General features: G+C 68.7%; 9 protein-coding genes. 3 read left to right on the top strand and 6 right to left on the bottom strand.

Annotated features, from left to right (window positions below; genetic code table 11):
- Positions 1–82 precede the first annotated feature (82 nt).
- Together murJ and N5I75_RS27645 are read right to left on the bottom strand one after the other, a co-directional pair.
- Complete coding sequence (gene murJ / locus N5I75_RS27650; RefSeq protein ID WP_476681711.1) at positions 83–2329, bottom strand: murein biosynthesis integral membrane protein MurJ; 2247 nt, start codon at positions 2327–2329, stop codon at positions 83–85.
- Between the two features lie 45 nt (positions 2330–2374).
- Positions 2375–4723, bottom strand: coding sequence for a DUF6049 family protein (locus N5I75_RS27645; RefSeq protein ID WP_476681709.1), 2349 nt, complete (start codon positions 4721–4723; stop codon positions 2375–2377).
- Between the two features lie 221 nt (positions 4724–4944).
- Between N5I75_RS27645 and N5I75_RS27640 the strand changes: the two genes are divergently transcribed.
- Positions 4945–6417, top strand: a complete 1473-nt coding sequence (locus N5I75_RS27640) for a CCA tRNA nucleotidyltransferase (protein WP_476681707.1) — start codon at positions 4945–4947, stop codon at positions 6415–6417.
- Between the two features lie 138 nt (positions 6418–6555).
- Here the strand turns inward: N5I75_RS27640 and N5I75_RS27635 are convergent, their stop codons facing one another.
- From N5I75_RS27635 to N5I75_RS27625, 3 genes are all read right to left on the bottom strand, one after another.
- Entirely contained in the window at positions 6556–7827 is a 1272-nt protein-coding gene (locus N5I75_RS27635; protein ID WP_476681705.1) for an MFS transporter, read from the bottom strand.
- Positions 7828–7949: 122 nt separating this feature from the next.
- Positions 7950–9032 (bottom strand): inositol-3-phosphate synthase, encoded by a 1083-nt coding sequence (locus N5I75_RS27630; protein WP_476681703.1) that lies wholly within the window; start codon positions 9030–9032, stop codon positions 7950–7952.
- Between the two features lie 43 nt (positions 9033–9075).
- Positions 9076–9753, bottom strand: a complete 678-nt coding sequence (locus N5I75_RS27625; protein WP_476681701.1) for a PadR family transcriptional regulator — start codon at positions 9751–9753, stop codon at positions 9076–9078.
- Between the two features lie 374 nt (positions 9754–10127).
- Here N5I75_RS27625 and N5I75_RS27620 point away from each other — a divergent pair, with 374 nt between their 5' ends.
- Positions 10128–12839, top strand: coding sequence for a transglycosylase domain-containing protein (locus N5I75_RS27620; protein WP_476681699.1), 2712 nt, complete (start codon positions 10128–10130; stop codon positions 12837–12839).
- A 124-nt stretch (positions 12840–12963) separates the two neighbouring features.
- The gene (locus N5I75_RS27615) at positions 12964–14472 is read left to right on the top strand and encodes a glycosyltransferase family 87 protein (protein WP_476681697.1); all 1509 of its coding nucleotides are present in this window, start codon (positions 12964–12966) and stop codon (positions 14470–14472) included.
- An 88-nt stretch (positions 14473–14560) separates the two neighbouring features.
- On the opposite strand, the gene N5I75_RS27610 is transcribed toward N5I75_RS27615, so the two are convergent.
- A complete protein-coding gene (locus tag N5I75_RS27610; RefSeq protein ID WP_476681695.1) occupies positions 14561–15592 on the bottom strand; it encodes an alanine racemase in 1032 nt (343 codons plus the stop codon).
- Between the last annotated feature and the right edge of the window lie 75 nt (positions 15593–15667).

Raw genomic sequence — 15667 nt, 5'->3', positions numbered from 1 at the left:
CGCCCAAGCCAATTGTGCCCACAGTCCGACGCTATGCACGACACACGGTGGTCGCCGAAGGTTGTGCGCGATCCCGGTCCTCTCAGCGTCCGAGACGTCCACGGACCATACCGACCATCGAATTGAGCTCCTCGATCCGCATCTTCCGTGCGGCCACGTAGAAGGCACCGAGCAGGGCGACACCGCCGACGACCAGCGCCGCGATCGATCCGAGCGCGCCATGGCCGAGGACCATGGTGAGCGCGTACCCGATCCCGCCACCGATGATCGCCGCGGGCACGGAGGCCAGGCAGAGGCGGGCGTACGTCCGCACGACGTTCGCGCCGTCCAGGTCGCCGCCGAGCCGCTTGCGCAGCCGCTGCCAGGCGACCCCGACGCCGATCGCGTACGCGAGTCCGTACGAGAAGGCCATGCCGACGACCGCCCAGCGGGCGGGCAGGATCAGGTAGCACAGGGCCGACGCGGCGGCGTTGACCGCGGCGACGATGACCGTGTTGTAGAAGGGCGTGCGGGTGTCCTCGTACGCGTAGAAGCCGCGCAGCACCACGTACTGCACGGAGAACGGGATGAGGCCGAGGCCGAACGCCATCAGGATGTAGCCCATCGACTTCGCCGCGCCGATGCCGCTGGAGCCGAAGAGCAGGGTGCACATCGGGACGCCGAGCGCGACGAACATGAAGGCCACCGGGACGATCGCCACGGCCGAGGTGCGCAGGCCCGAGGAGATGTCGTCGCGGACCGCGCCCGGGTCGTTGTCGTGGGCGGCACGCGAGATGCGCGGCAGCATGGCGGCCATGACCGAGACGGTGATGATGGCCTGCGGCATGCCCCAGATCAGCTGAGCGTTGGAGTAGCCCATGATGCCGCTGCCCGGCATGTCCGCGGCCTCGCCTGCGGAGGTCGCGAGCTGGGTGACGACGATGACGCCCGCCTGGTTGGCGAGGACGAACAGCACGGTCCACTTGGCGAGCTTGACGGCCTTGCCGAGGCCGTGGCCCCTCCAGTCGAAGCGGAGGCGGAAGCGGAAGCCGGTCTCGCGAAGGTACGGGATCATCGCGAGGGCCTGCACGGTCAGGCCGAGGAGGGTGCCGATGCCGAGGAGGCGCACGCCGTCCGGCGGGATCGTGGTGACGTCCATGTGGGTCTCGGACGCGGTGCCGTAGACCCAGATGAACATGCCGAACGTGAAGATCATGACGATGTTGTTGAGGACCGGGGTCCACATCATCGCGCCGAACTTCCCGCGGGCGTTCAGGATCTGGCCCATGACCACGTGCACGCCCATGAAGAAGATCGTGGGCAGGCAGTAGCGGGCGAAGGTGACGCCGACGCTGTCCGCGGCGGGGTTGTCCGAGACGGTGCTCGACATCAGGTTGATCAGCAAGGGCGCGGCGAAGACGACGACCGCCACGATCACCGCGAGGGCCATGATCACGAGAGTGAGCAGGCGGTTGGCGTACGCCTCGCCGCCGTCGTCGTCCTCCTTCATGGCGCGCACCAGCTGGGGCACGAAGACGGAGTTCAGGCCGCCGCCGACGGTCAGGATGTAGATCATCGTCGGCAGGGTGTAGGCGACGGTCCAGGTGTCGCCGAGGAGTCCGGCGCCCAGGGCCGCGGTGATGACCATGGTGCGGACGAAGCCGGTGAGTCGGGAGACGAGCGTGCCCGCCGCCATCACCGCGCTCGACTTCATCAGGCTCGACGCGCGGCCGGCCTTCTTCGGGGCGGCAGCGGGGGCGGGGGCCGGTGGCGGAGGCGTCTGGAGCGGTGCCTGGCCGAGGAACGTGGTCGGGTCGTCGACGGGCTGCTCGGCCGGGGCGCGACCGCCGCGGTAGCCGGGCTGCTGGTCGCGGAAGAGGTGGGCGAAGGCGTCGGGCTCGTGGCGCTCCTCGCCGGCCTGCGTCACGAGGTCGTCGACACCGACGAACTGGGTCGTCCGCGCGTCGTCGCCGTACGGCAGGTACTGCGAGGGGCCCTCCGGCTCCGGCGCGGGCGTCTGCGCCCAGACACGGGGGTCCGGCTGGTACTGGTTCGCGGGCGGCGGCGCGTACAGCGGCTGCGGCGCCTCGTAGCTACCGGGGGGCGGCGGCGGGTGCGCGGCCCGGTCGTACAGCGCCTCGGTCACCGGGTCCTGGGCGGAGAGGTCGTGCGCCCGGTACGGGTCCTGGGCGTACGCGTCCTGGAGGTACGCGTCCTGCCCGTAGCCGTCGGGGGCGGGCTGGGGCGGCGGCACCTGGCCGCCGGACCCGTGGGGGTCGTACGGGTGGCCATCGCCCGAGGCAGAGCCGCCCGAGCCCTGACCACGGTCACCGTTGTACGGCGCGTTCATGGATACCCCACCTCATCGTCCCCGGCCCACCGGCCACGACATCGCTCAACGGTCCACTCTCTCACCCGTGCCCGACGGGGCCGCGCTTTCCGAAGCGGTGTCAGCCGTCGGGTCACTCGGCTGCTGCGGGACATCCGCCCGCGCACTCGGACCCGATTCGTCCTGCGGCCCGTCCTGCGCCGGCTCGGCGGAACCGGCGGTCGCGTCCTGCGGTCCGCCCTCTTCCAGCTGGGCGGCGGCGGTGCGCTTGCGCTGCGTGTACATCCGGAATCCGGCCAGGACGAGGAGGAGGACGCCGCCGCCGATGACGAGCATCACGGTGGGCGTGATCTCGGTGGCGTCGACCTTGAACTCCATCCGGTGGCCGTAGGGCTGGTTGTCCTCGGTGTACAGCTGGGCGTAGACCGTGATGGGGCCCGTGGCCTTGGCCGTGGTGGTGAACTTCACGGACTGGCTGTGCCCGCTCGCGATCTTGACCGCCTTGTCCTCGGACACGCCGTCACCGATCCGCAGGCGCGTGCCGTTGGCCGAGGTGAGGCGCAGAACCAGATGGTCGACGTCCTGCCACAGGTTGTTCTGCACGGAGACCGGAATGGTCGCGCTGCGCCCCGAGAGCCGTACCCGGGACTTCTCGATCAGCGCGACCTGGCCGGCGCTGTCGGAGAGGTACGCCGAGACGCCTTCGCGGAAGGACTCGGAGGCCGTGGCCCTGCCCCGCCATGCCGTGGACATCTCGCGGTCCATCGAGCGGCCGAACGGCGTCACGACCCGGGACCGGTCGGTGAGGACGGTTTTGAAGTTCTCCAGATCGTTCTGGGTGCTCTGGATCTTCTCGAACGCCGACTGCGACAGTTCCTGCTTGCGCAGGGACGAGGGGTAGGACCGGGTGGAGGGGACACGCGTGGTCGCGCCGGGGTCCGGCTCAGCGCTGGTCGTGGCCGCCAGGCTCTGCGGCTGGGACCAGGTGCCGTCCTGCAGCGCGTGCACCGCCTGGGCCATCGCGTGGGCCTGGCTCGTCGTGGGCATCCGCTGGGGCGCCACCACGACATTGCGCTGCTTGTCCGTCTGCCGGGTCAGCATGAGGCTCTGGGCGAGGAACTCCTGGACGGCGAGCGCGGAGTTCTCGGCGCGTGACATGTCGCCCTCGAACGCGGTCGAAAGCCGGGCGTCGGCGACCACGGCCGTCGCGCCACCGCCGATGGGGCGCGCCGCGGACGGCGTGTACGTCAGGTCGCCCGTCTCCTGGAAGGTGTCGCTGCGCGCGATGATCTTGTTGGCGCCCGCGGAAGTGGCGACCTTGACGATGTCCGGATCGACGGCGCCCTCGGCGGGCCACGCGTACGACGTGTCGGCCTTCGCGTGCAGGATCGTGTCCACGGTGTACACGGCCGCGTCCGTGGCGTCCTTGAGGTGGCCGAGGGAACCGGACACCTTCGTGCCGGTGTGCGCGAGGGACGCCAGGTCCGGATCGGCGAACGGGAGCGTGACCACCTTCTGCCCCTGGACGGCCTTCTGCAGGTCCCGCAGCCACTCCTTGGCGACCGCCTGGTCCTCGCCGGGCGTGAACTTCCCGTCGGCGCCCTTGATCGTGTACGTGTCCGTCATCGCGTCGACCGAGGCCAGCAGGTCGGGGTCGATCACCCAGGTGACGTCGAGGTCGTCGCCGAGCGCCAGCATCTGCTGGAGACGGCCGCCGGGGCCGATCTGCCGCGCGAGGCTGTCGTCGTTGAAGACGGGCGTCTGCTGCTCGCTGGTGCCGGTCTCGGCGGTGAGGTGGGTGTCGGAGATCAGAGGCCACAGGACGGTGGTCCTGGTCCGGGTGTCGGCCCGGCCGGGCTGCCAGGGCAGGAAGGTCCGCTGGATGCCGAGCGTCTGCTGGTACGGGGCGGCGGCGGTCTGGCCCATGAGGGCGGCGCTGATCTGGTAGACGCCGTCGGCGCCCAGATGCAGCTCCTTGACCGGTACGGACAGCGCGAAGTCCTGCGTGGCGCCGGGCGCCAGCTTCGCGAACTTCTGGGCGTACTTGCTCGCGACCTCCGTGCCGTCGGGCGCGCCTCCGGTGCCGCTCCTGGCGGCGTCGTCGATCGCCGAACGCCCGCCGTAGGAGGTACCGACGCGCAGACCCACGTGGGCGTCGGTCACGGTCTGCTTGCCCTTGTTGGTGACCTTGCCGCGGATCGTGAGGGTGTCCCCTGCGGACGGTGCGACGGGCGACAGCTGGTTCACGGCCACGTCGACCGTCTTCGTGCCGGTGGCGGCCGCCGCCGCGGACGTCGCCGTGTGCGCGGACGCGGGGGCGGCACCGGGCAGGAGGGGCAGCGCGGCCAGGAGCGGCGCCGCTGCGAGCAGAGCGCCGGTGCGCCGCAGCAGGCGGCGGGCAGGTGAGGGACTCATCCCTGGGTAGTCTGCCGCCTCGGCCACGCGCTCGTCCGTCCCTCGTCGTCGTCAGTGGTCGCAGATGTGTCCACGCATGGTAACGAGGAGCCCTGTGGCTGAGTGCCACGGTCTGCTCCACAAGATCGTGGAGCCAGGGTAGGGGGCCGCTCCGGTGGTCCTGCGGCGGCCCCGCCAAACGGTTCGGTCCGGGCGCGGTGGGCCACGTACCCTGTCCTGTTGTGCCGAACGCCAATGAAGACAACCCCAGCGCCCTCAGCCAGGTCCAGCGCCTCGCGGTGAGCGAGCTGCTGCGGGTCTCACCCGTCGCAGACGACCTTGCCCGCCGATTTCAGGAGGCCGGGTTCTCTCTCGCCCTGGTCGGCGGTTCGGTCCGGGACGCGCTGCTCGGCCGGCTCGGCAACGACCTGGACTTCACCACCGACGCACGCCCCGAGGACGTACTGAAGATCGTCCGGCCGTGGGCCGACGCGGTGTGGGAGGTCGGGATCGCCTTCGGCACCGTCGGCTGCCAGAAGGAAGCGCGCGTCGATGACGTCGAGCAGAGCTTCCAGGTGGAGGTCACCACCTACCGCTCGGAGGCGTACGACCGCACCTCGCGCAAGCCCGAGGTGTCCTACGGCGACTCCATCGAGGAAGACCTTGTCCGCCGCGACTTCACCGTGAACGCGATGGCCGTCGCGCTGCCGGAGAAGGACTTCATCGACCCGCACGGGGGCCTCGAGGATCTGGCGGCGCGCGTCCTGCGCACGCCCGGCACGCCTGAGGAGTCCTTCTCCGACGACCCGCTGCGCATGATGCGCGCCGCCCGCTTCGCCGCCCAGCTCGACTTCGAGGTGGACGCCGATGTGATCGCCGCGATGAAGGCGATGGCCGGCCGGATCGAGATCGTCTCGGCGGAGCGGATCCGGGACGAGCTGAACAAGCTCCTGCTCTCGGCCCATCCGCGTAAGGGCCTCACGCTGCTCGTCGACACCGGCCTGGCCGACTACGTCCTTCCCGAGCTCCCGGCCCTGCGCCTGGAGCGGGACGAGCACCACCGGCACAAGGACGTCTACGACCACTCGCTGATCGTGCTCGAACAGGCCATGGCGCTGGAGACCGAGGGTCCCGACCTGACGCTGCGCCTCGCGGCCCTGCTGCACGACATCGGCAAGCCGCGCACACGCCGGTTCGAGTCGGACGGCCGCGTCTCCTTCCACCATCACGAGGTGGTCGGCGCCAAGATGACGAAGAAGCGCATGACCGCGCTGAAGTACTCCAACGAGCTCGTGAAGGACGTCTCCCGTCTCGTGGAGCTGCATCTGCGCTTCCACGGCTACGGCACCGGCGAGTGGACGGACTCCGCCGTACGTCGTTACGTGCGGGACGCGGGCCCGCTCCTGGAGCGCCTGCACAAGCTGACCCGGTCCGACTGCACGACCCGCAACAAGCGCAAGGCGAACGCCCTGTCCCGCGCCTACGACGGCCTGGAGGAGCGCATCGCCCGGCTGCAGGAGCAGGAGGAGCTGGACTCGATCCGCCCGGACCTCGACGGCAACCAGATCATGGAGATCCTGGGTGTACGGCCGGGCCCGGTGATCGGCCAGGCGTACAAGTTCCTGCTCGAGTTGCGCTTGGAGAACGGCCCGATGGAGCAGGACGCGGCAGCGGCGGCCCTCAAGGAGTGGTGGGCTGCCCAACCGCAGGACTGAGACACGATCAACGCCTCGGGCTCTGTTTCACGTGAAACAGAGCCCGAGGCGTTGGCCGGTGTGGGCGGAGTTTCACGCGAAACAGAGGTCGACGTGAAACACCGCCCTGACGCGCTGGGGGCCGGCCCTAGGCCAGTTTTAGGCCGTGTCTTTCGCTGGTGCACGGAAACGGGCCACGCCGAGCGCCACCGCCCCATAGAGCGCCGCAATGAACACCACCAGAGGGACGGAGCGGCCGTCGGGTGGCAGCATCAGCGCCGCTACGCCCGCCGCGCCGACGAAGGACATGTTGAAGAGCACGTCGTAGACGGAGAAGATCCGGCCGCGGAAACCGTCGTCCACCGAGGACTGCACGACCGTGTCGGTGGCGATCTTCGCTCCCTGCGTGGTGAGCCCCAGCACGAAGGCGGCCACCAAGGTGGGGACCGGTGCGAAGGGCAGCCCGAGAGCCAGCTCCAGGACGGACGCCACCCCGGCGCAGACCACGATCCAGCCGCCCGCTCCGAAGCGTCCGGCAGCCGCAGGTGTGAGGACCGCCGCGACGAAGAACCCCGCGCCGGAGACGCCCATCGCGAGGCCGAGCAGGGCCAGCCCCTCGGACTCCGTCGACGACCACGCGTAACGGCACAGCATGAGCACCATGACGAGCAGGGCGCCGTAGCAGAACCGCATCACCGTCATGGCGGCCAGAGCGCGCGCCGCGGGCCGCCGGGACATCAGATGACGTACACCCGCGAGGAGGTCGCGTGCGGTGCCGGCCAGGGCGGCTCCGAGGCGGGGCTGTATCAGGTCGCGCTCCGGTCCGAGGAGCTGTATGCCCATGCGGAGGGAGGCGAGTGCGGCGCAGAGGTAGAGAGCCGCGCCGAGGAGGACGACCGCCGCGTCCGAGTCAGAGCCCACGAGCCGGACGACGAAGGCGAGGCCGCCTCCGAGCGTCGCGGCGAGCGTGCCGGCCGTCGGGGAGAGCGCATTGGCGGTGACGAGGCGGTCGGCGTCCACGACGCGTGGCAGCGCGGCCGACAGCCCGGCCAGGACGAAGCGGTTGACCGCGGTGACGCAGAGGGCGGAGGCGTAGAAGAGCCAGTCGGGCGCGTGGCTCAGCATGAGGGCGGCCGTCGCGGAGGCCAGCAGCACCCGCAGGAGGTTGCCGTAGAAGAAGACCTGGCGGCGGCGCCAGCGGTCGAGGAGGACGCCCGCGAAGGGGCCCACGAGGGAGTACGGCAGCAGCAGGACGGCCATCGCGGAGGCGATGGCGGTGGGCGTCGTCTGGTTCTCCGGGGAGAAGACGACGTAGGTGGCGAGCGCGACCTGGTACACGCCGTCCGCGCCCTGGGAAAGCAGGCGTACCGCGAGCAGACGCCGGAAATCGCGCAGGCGCAGCAGGACGCGCAGATCACGGACGACAGCCATGGTCACAGCCTCACACAAGGAAGGCCCCCGGGTGCACGATGGGTGCGATCCGGGGGCCTGAAGAAGCGGTGAAAGCCTCAGGCAGGCGCTGTTTCACGTGAAACAGCGCCGCAGGAGGAAGGTCAGCGCTCGACCTCGCCCTTGATGAACTTCTCGACGTTCTCGAAGGCCTCGTCGTCGAAGTACTGAACCGGCGGGGACTTCATGAAGTACGAGGACGCGGAGAGGATCGGGCCTCCGATGCCGCGGTCCTTGGCGATCTTCGCGGCGCGCAGGGCGTCGATGATGACACCTGCGGAGTTCGGGGAGTCCCAGACCTCGAGCTTGTACTCGAGGTTCAGCGGAACCTCACCGAAGGCGCGGCCCTCGAGGCGGACGTAGGCCCACTTGCGGTCGTCGAGCCACGCGACGTAGTCGGACGGGCCGATGTGGACGTTCTTCTCGCCGAGCTCGCGGTCACGGATCTGCGAGGTGACGGCCTGCGTCTTCGAGATCTTCTTCGACTCGAGGCGGTCGCGCTCGAGCATGTTCTTGAAGTCCATGTTGCCGCCGACGTTGAGCTGCATGGTGCGCTCAAGACGGACACCGCGGTCCTCGAACAGCTTCGCCATCACGCGGTGCGTGATGGTGGCGCCGACCTGCGACTTGATGTCGTCGCCGACGATCGGGACGCCCGCCTCGGTGAACTTGTCCGCCCACTCCTTGGTGCCGGCGATGAAGACCGGGAGGGCGTTGACGAAGGCGACCTTGGCGTCGATGGCGCACTGGGCGTAGAACTTCGCCGCGTCCTCGGAGCCCACGGGCAGGTAGCAGACGAGGACGTCGACCTGCTGGTCCTTGAGGACCTGGACGACGTCGACCGGGGCCTCGGCGGACTCCTCGATCGTCTCGCGGTAGTACTTGCCGAGCCCGTCGAGGGTGTGGCCGCGCTGGACCTGGACGCCGGTGTTCGGGACGTCGCAGATCTTGATGGTGTTGTTCTCGGAGGCGCCGATGGCGTCCGCGAGGTCCAGGCCGACCTTCTTCGCGTCGACGTCGAACGCGGCGACGAACTCGACGTCGCCGACGTGGTACTCGCCGAACTGGACGTGCATGAGGCCGGGGACCTTGGTCTCCGGGTCAGCGTCCTTGTAGAACTCGACGCCCTGCACCAGCGAGGCGGCGCAGTTGCCCACGCCAACGATGGCTACGCGAACCGAACCCATTCCGGTTGCTCCCTGTGTGTACTGGTGAAGTCCTGAGCGGACTTCACGTGGCGGTGTCGTCGGACGGATCCGGCCGGGTGCTGTCCCGGTGCCGGGGCAGGCCGCCCGTCTCTCCAGAAATGTCCTGCTGAGCTGCGCCCCCCGGGCCTGACCTTCGCTGGTCACGGCCCGCGCGCTCGCTCTCGATGAGCTCGTTCAGCCAGCGCACTTCGCGCTCCACGGACTCCATGCCGTGTCGCTGCAGCTCGAGTGTGTAGTCGTCCAGGCGCTCCCGGGTGCGGGCGAAGGAGAGGCGCATCTTCTCGAGACGCTCCTCCAGACGGCTTCGACGGCCCTCGAGGACGCGCATGCGCACATCGCGTGACGTCTGCCCGAAGAAGGCGAATCGCGCGGCGAAGTGCTCGTCCTCGTAGGCGTCGGGGCCGGTCTGTGAGAGCAGCTCCTCGAAGTGCTCCTTACCTTCTGCCGTCAGCCGGTAGACGATCTTGGCTCGACGTCCCGTGAGTGCGGCGGGAGTGTCGGCGGGACCGGCGCCCGGTTCCTCGATCAACCAGCCGTTCGCGACCAGCGTCTTGAGGCAGGGGTACAGCGTTCCGTAGCTGAAGGCGCGGAAGACCCCCAGCGACGTATTGAGTCGTTTGCGCAGCTCATAGCCGTGCATCGGGGATTCGCGGAGCAGTCCGAGTACGGCGAACTCAAGGATGCCGGAGCGCCGGCTCATCGTCGCCTCCTCACTGTCGCGGGCCCATGTATCGACTCTTTATGTCGTGCTGATGTATCGGCTCGATACATCTCGACGATAGAACGGCTCTACGACTGCGACAAGAGGGATCACGGTGAACGGCGTCACATCGATGATTCATAGAAAGCAACTTGCCTGTTTTGGGGTGAACTTCGGTCCTCGGAGGGTTTTGACGGTGCGTAGTCTGTCCGCCATGCAGACCACCGGGAACCATGTGATGCCTGGGGGCGTCGTTGTCCCGGGTGCAGTGCGGGTGAGTGCCGGGAACGGCGCATCCGTACGTCGGGGGGACCGGACACCAGACGCCGTTTCCAGGCGCGCGAGGCCGCGCCTGCCCGAGGAGTAATCGTTCGATGAGCGAGCACCGTCGCAAACCGCCGCAGCCGCAGGGCGGGCGCGCCGCGGCCCGTCGCGGAGCGTCAGGAGAACCGTCGGGCCGCCGTGCGGCACCGCGCGGCAGCACCGCGTCGCCCTCCGGTTCCTACGAGACCCCGAGTTCCTCGGGTTCGTACGGCAGCCAGGGTGACGATCAAGCTTGGGGAGGACGGGCAGAGGCCCGCCGCGCCGCGCAGCGTGGTGGTGGGCGGCGCAGGGCCGCCGAGGGCGGCGCCGGGCGCGGTGGCGCCGGCGGAGGGGGACGTCGCGGTGGCGGCGGCCCGGGTGGACCGAGCGGGCCCGGACGCGGCAGGGGCCGTGGTCCGGAGAAGAAGCGGTTCATCGACTACCCGCGCGCGAACAAGTACGGCTGGCGGCGCTGGATGCCGTCGTGGAAGCAGGTCGCCGGTACCTGCTTCGGCTTCATGCTTCTGGGGATCGGCGCGTTCGGCGTCGGCCTGCTGGTCGTGTCCGTGCCGGTCGAGGCGGAGGCCGCCCAGGCGCAGTCGAACGTCTTCTACTGGGACGACGGCACACAGATGGCCGCGACCGGTGGCAAGCAGAACCGCCAGATCGTGCCGTTGGACGAGATCCCGAAGTCCATGCGCAATGCCGTGATCTCGGCCGAGAACGCCTCGTTCTACGAGGACTCCGGCGTCGACCCGATGGGTATCGCACGTGCGATGTTCAACATGGCGCGGGGCGGTCAGACGCAGGGCGGCTCGACCATCACCCAGCAGTACGTGAAGAACGCGATGCTGAACGACCAGTCCCAGTCGCTCTCCCGCAAGGCCAAGGAGCTCTTCATCTCGGTGAAGGTCGGGGCGACGGTCGACAAGGACGACATCCTCAAGGGATACCTCAACACCGCATATTTCGGTCGCAACGCCTATGGAATCCAGGCTGCCGCGCGCGCCTATTTCGACACGGAGTCCCGCGACCTCACGCCGGAGCAGAGCATCTTCCTCGCCTCGGTGCTCAAGGGGCCGAACCTCTACAACCCCGACGGCGGCATCGGCGAGGCTGCGACGCCCGCCGCCAACAAGGCGCGTGCCGAGTCGCGCTGGAAGTGGATCGCGGACCGCGAGGTCGAGGTCGGGAACATGTCCACGGCTGAGCGCAGCAGCCTGAAGGGCTTCCCGGAGATCAAGAAGCAGAAGTCGGCTCTCTCGGGTCAGACGGGCTACCTGGTGGACATCGCCAAGGACTACGTCACCAAGCAGAGCCATATCACGCCCGAGGCCCTGGAGATGGGCGGCTACAAGATCTACACGACCTTCAACAAGAAGAAGGTCGAAGAACTGCAGAAGGCGGTCAAGGCCACCGAGGACAGCTTCCTCGATCCCAAGAAGCGCGCCAAGGACAAGTACGTGCAGTTCGGCGCCGGTTCGGTGGAGCCGAACACCGGCAAGATCGTGGCGCTGTACGGGGGCGCTGGGTACGACAAGGACCACTACACGAACAACGCCAACACCGCCGGTGTGCCGGTCGGCTCGACGTGGAAGCCCTTCGTCCTCGCCTCGGCTATGGAGTACGGCACGTACAAGTCGGACGGGAAGCCGATCTCTCCGATGAGTCTGTACAACGGCAATGACCTCATCGTGATCAAGGACCGCAACGGTGATCCCATCCGAGCGGCCAACGGCACGCCGTTCCGGCAGAAGAACGAGGGCACCAAGGCGTGGGGCAACATCACTCTGCGCAAGGCCATGGAGCAGTCGGTCAACTCACCGTTCGTCCAGCTCGGCATCGACGTGGGCCTGGACAAGACGCGGGAGCTCGCCAAGAAGACGGGCATTCTGGAGTCCAGCTTCGACCAGGGCAACTTGAACAACGCGTCCTTCTCCCTGGGTACGTCTACGCCGAGCGCCATTCGCATGGCGGACGCCTACGGGTCGTTCGCCACGTCCGGCACGCACTACGAGCCGTACTCCGTGACCAAGGCCGTGGACAAGAACGGCGCCGAGCTTCCCGGTTTCAAGAAGCCCGAGCCGACTCAGGCGATGGAGTCCGCTGTGGCGGACAACGTCACCGACGTCCTGCAGAACGTGGTGAAGAACGGTACGGCCAAGGAGAAGGTGGCGGACATCGGGTTCCCTGTCGCCGGCAAGACCGGTACGACGGACGAGAACAAGTCGGCCTGGTTCGTGGGCTACACCCCGGAACTCTCGACGGCCGTCACGCTGTTCCGTACCGACCCTCGGTCCAATGGAAAGAATCTGCTGTCCATGAACGGAACGGGTGGTGTGACCTCCATTCACGGTGGTGACATCCCGGCGCAGATCTGGCGGGACTACATGTCCGAGGCCCTCAAGGGCGTGGACCACAAGGGATTCCCCAAGCCCGAGAAGCTCGGCGAGATCGTCGGCACCCCGACGCCGACCCCGACGCCGACCCCTTCGGTGGAGCCCACCCCGACCGAGACGAAGTCGGCCGAACCGACCCCGACCCAGACGACCCCGAGTACGAGCCCGACGCCGACCACCAGCGAGACCTGCAACAAGTGGACGGACTGGACGTGCGGGAACGACGGAGGGACGACGGACGGCGGTACCTCCGATGGCGGCGGCACCTCCGACGGAGGGGCCACTGACGGAGGGGCGACGGACGGCGGAACCTCGCCGGATCCGACCGAGGGAACCGACAGAGGCAATCAGAACGGCGGGGGCCTCTTCGGAGGGACCGGTTAGCAGCCGGGCCACCGCTTGCGCAGCGTGTTTCACGTGAAACGCAGCGTGTTCCACGACTGACGAGGGCCGTCGCACCGAACCAGGTGCGGCGGCCCTCGCCCCGTTCTCAGCGACGTACGGCAGGATGTGCGGCATGCCCAGTGCAGAGACGACGCGTATGAGCCGGCCTGAGCCGGAGCCGGTGCGGCCGACAAGGGAGGACGAGGTCGCGGCGGCCGGCAGCGAGTTCATCGGTGGACCCCTCGGCGTACGGGCGCTCCTCGGCCGTTCATGGTGGTCGCCGGTACGCGTCATCGCGTTGGTGATGCTCGGCATGTTCGCGCTCGGGATGATCCAGAAGTTTCCCTGCTACGACGGATCGTGGTTCTTCGGAGCGAGCTCCCAGTACACGCACGCCTGCTACTCGGACATCCCGCACCTCTACCAGGGCCGTGGATTCGCCGACGGCCTCGTGCCGTACTTCGACAAGCTGCCCGGCGACATGGATTACCTCGAGTACCCGGTCCTGACCGGTGTGTTCATGGAGGTCGCCTCATGGCTGACCCCCGGCAGCGGCAGCATCCAGCACCAGGAACAGGTGTACTGGATGGTCAACGCCGGGATGCTGATGATCTGCGCCGTGGTCATCGCCGTCTGCGTCACCCGGACCCACCGTCGGCGGCCCTGGGACGGGCTTCTCGTCGCTCTCGCGCCCGCGTTCGCGCTGACCGCCACGATCAACTGGGATCTCTTCGCAGTGGCGCTCACAGCGGCCGCGATGCTGATGTGGTCCCGAGGGCGTGCCCTCGCCTTCGGGGTGCTCCTCGGTCTCGCCACCGCCGCCAAGCTCTACCCCGTCCTGCTGCTCGGCCCGCTGCTCGTGCTGTGCTGGCGGGCCGGAAAGTGGCGGGCGTTCGGCGTCGCGACCGGCGGCGCGATCCTGGCCTGGCTCGTCGTGAACGTTCCGGTGATGCTGCTGGCGCCCGACGGCTGGTCGAAGTTCTACACGTTCAGCCAGGAACGCGGCGTCGACTTCGGCTCCTTCTGGCTGATCATCTCCCAGCACATGGACACGCCGCTCAACACGGAGGTCGTCAACACCCTGGCCACCGCCCTGATGGTGCTGGCGTGCCTCGGCGTCGCGGGCCTCACGCTGACCGCACCGCGCCGCCCGCGCTTCGCGCAGCTGGCGTTCCTGGTCGTCGCCGCCTTCATCCTCACCAACAAGGTCTACTCGCCGCAGTACGTACTGTGGCTGATCCCGCTCGCGGCGCTGGCGCGGCCCAAATGGCGCGACTTCCTCATCTGGCAGGCGTGCGAGGTCGCGTACTTCCTGGGGATCTGGCTGTACCTCGCGTACACGACCAGCGGCGACAAGCACCAGGGCCTGCCGACCGAGGGCTACCAGCTGGCGATCGCCGCCCACCTCCTGGGCACGCTGTACCTGTGCGCCGTCATCGTGCGCGACATCTGGATGCCCGACCGGGACGTGGTGCGCCGCGGAGGTGAGGACGATCCCTCGGGCGGTGTGCTCGACGGCGCCGAGGACGTCTTCGTGCTCGGCTACGCGGCCCATCCCCCGCGGCACGCGGGCCACGACGATGAGCTGCCGCCACCGGTGAGCTGGGGCAAGGACCCGGGCAGTTCGCTGTGAGCGAACATAAGCCTTGAGGTCTACGGGAAGGGGCCAGGCACCCACTGGGTGCCTGGCCCCTTCCCGTAGACCAGTGTCGTTTGCGGACTCAGCGGTCCACGAGCCGGTCGAACTGCGTGGTGGTGTGCCGCAGGTGGGCCACCAGTTCCTCGCCCACGTGCGGCTCGGCGGCGTCCGAGGGCACGAAGAGGATCGACACCTGCATGTGCGGTGGCTCGGCGAACCAGCGCTGCTTGCCGGACCAGACGAATGGCGCGAGGTTCCGGTTGACCGTCGCGAGGCCGGCGCGGGCGACGCCCTTGGCGCGCGGCATGACGCCGTGCAGCGCCTTGGGGGCCTCCAGTCCGACCCCGTGCGACGTGCCGCCCGCGACGACCACGAGCCAGCCGTCGGAGGCCGCCTTCTGCTGCCGGTAGCCGAACCGGTCGCCCTTCGCGACGCGCGTGACGTCCAGGACCGCGCCGCGGTACTCGGTCGCCTCGTGGTCGCCCAGCCACAGCCGCGTGCCGATCCGCGCGCGGAAGCGGGTCTGCGGGAACTGCTGCTGCAGGCGCGCAAGCTCCTCGGCCTTGAGGTGGCTCACGAACATGGTGTGCAGCGGCAGCCGTGCCGCACGCAGCCGGTCCATCCAGCCGATGACCTCCTCGACGGCGTCTGAGCCGTCGGTGCGGTCCAGCGGCAGGTGGATCGCGAAACCCTCCAGGCGCACGTCCTGGATGGCGTGGGCGAGCTGCGGCAGGTCCTGCTCGGTCACGCCGTGCCGCTTCATCGAGGACATGACCTCGATGACGACGCGGGCGCCGACGAGGCCGTGGACACCGTCGACGGAGGAGACGGAGCGAATGACGCGGTCGGGCAGCGGAACCGGTTCTTCACCGCGTCGGAACGGCGTCAGGACCAGCAGATCACCGCTGAACCAATCCTTGATGCGAGCGGCCTCATAGGTGGTCCCGACGGCGAGGATGTCGGAGCCGAGGCGGGTGGCCTCCTCCGCGAGCCGTTCGTGGCCGAAGCCGTAACCGTTTCCCTTGCAGACGGGTACGAGCCCCGGAAACTGATCGAGCACGTGCTTGTGGTGTGCCCGCCAGCGCGCGGTGTCGACGTAGAGCGTGAGCGCCATGGCCCGGTCCCGGAACCTTTCTCGTGGCTGCGGTGTATCAGAGGTATGAAAGAACTTTGGAGCTACGTGAATTGT

This window comes from Streptomyces sp. R818, assembly GCF_056172735.1.
This window is presented reverse-complemented; position numbering and strand designations above follow the sequence as displayed.

Bases quoted from the DNA above. Each gene is read 5' to 3' on its own strand.
- murJ (WP_476681711.1), bottom strand. From the start codon at position 2,329: ATGAACGCGCCGTACAACGGTGACCGTGGTCAGGGCTCGGGCGGCTCT.
- N5I75_RS27635 (WP_476681705.1), bottom strand. From the start codon at position 7,827: ATGGCTGTCGTCCGTGATCTGCGCGTCCTGCTGCGCCTGCGCGATTTC.
- N5I75_RS27610 (WP_476681695.1), bottom strand. From the start codon at position 15,592: ATGGCGCTCACGCTCTACGTCGACACCGCGCGCTGGCGGGCACACCAC.
- N5I75_RS27645 (WP_476681709.1), bottom strand. From the start codon at position 4,723: ATGAGTCCCTCACCTGCCCGCCGCCTGCTGCGGCGCACCGGCGCTCTG.
- N5I75_RS27615 (WP_476681697.1), top strand. From the start codon at position 12,964: ATGTGCGGCATGCCCAGTGCAGAGACGACGCGTATGAGCCGGCCTGAG.
- N5I75_RS27620 (WP_476681699.1), top strand. From the start codon at position 10,128: ATGAGCGAGCACCGTCGCAAACCGCCGCAGCCGCAGGGCGGGCGCGCC.
- N5I75_RS27630 (WP_476681703.1), bottom strand. From the start codon at position 9,032: ATGGGTTCGGTTCGCGTAGCCATCGTTGGCGTGGGCAACTGCGCCGCC.
- N5I75_RS27625 (WP_476681701.1), bottom strand. From the start codon at position 9,753: ATGAGCCGGCGCTCCGGCATCCTTGAGTTCGCCGTACTCGGACTGCTC.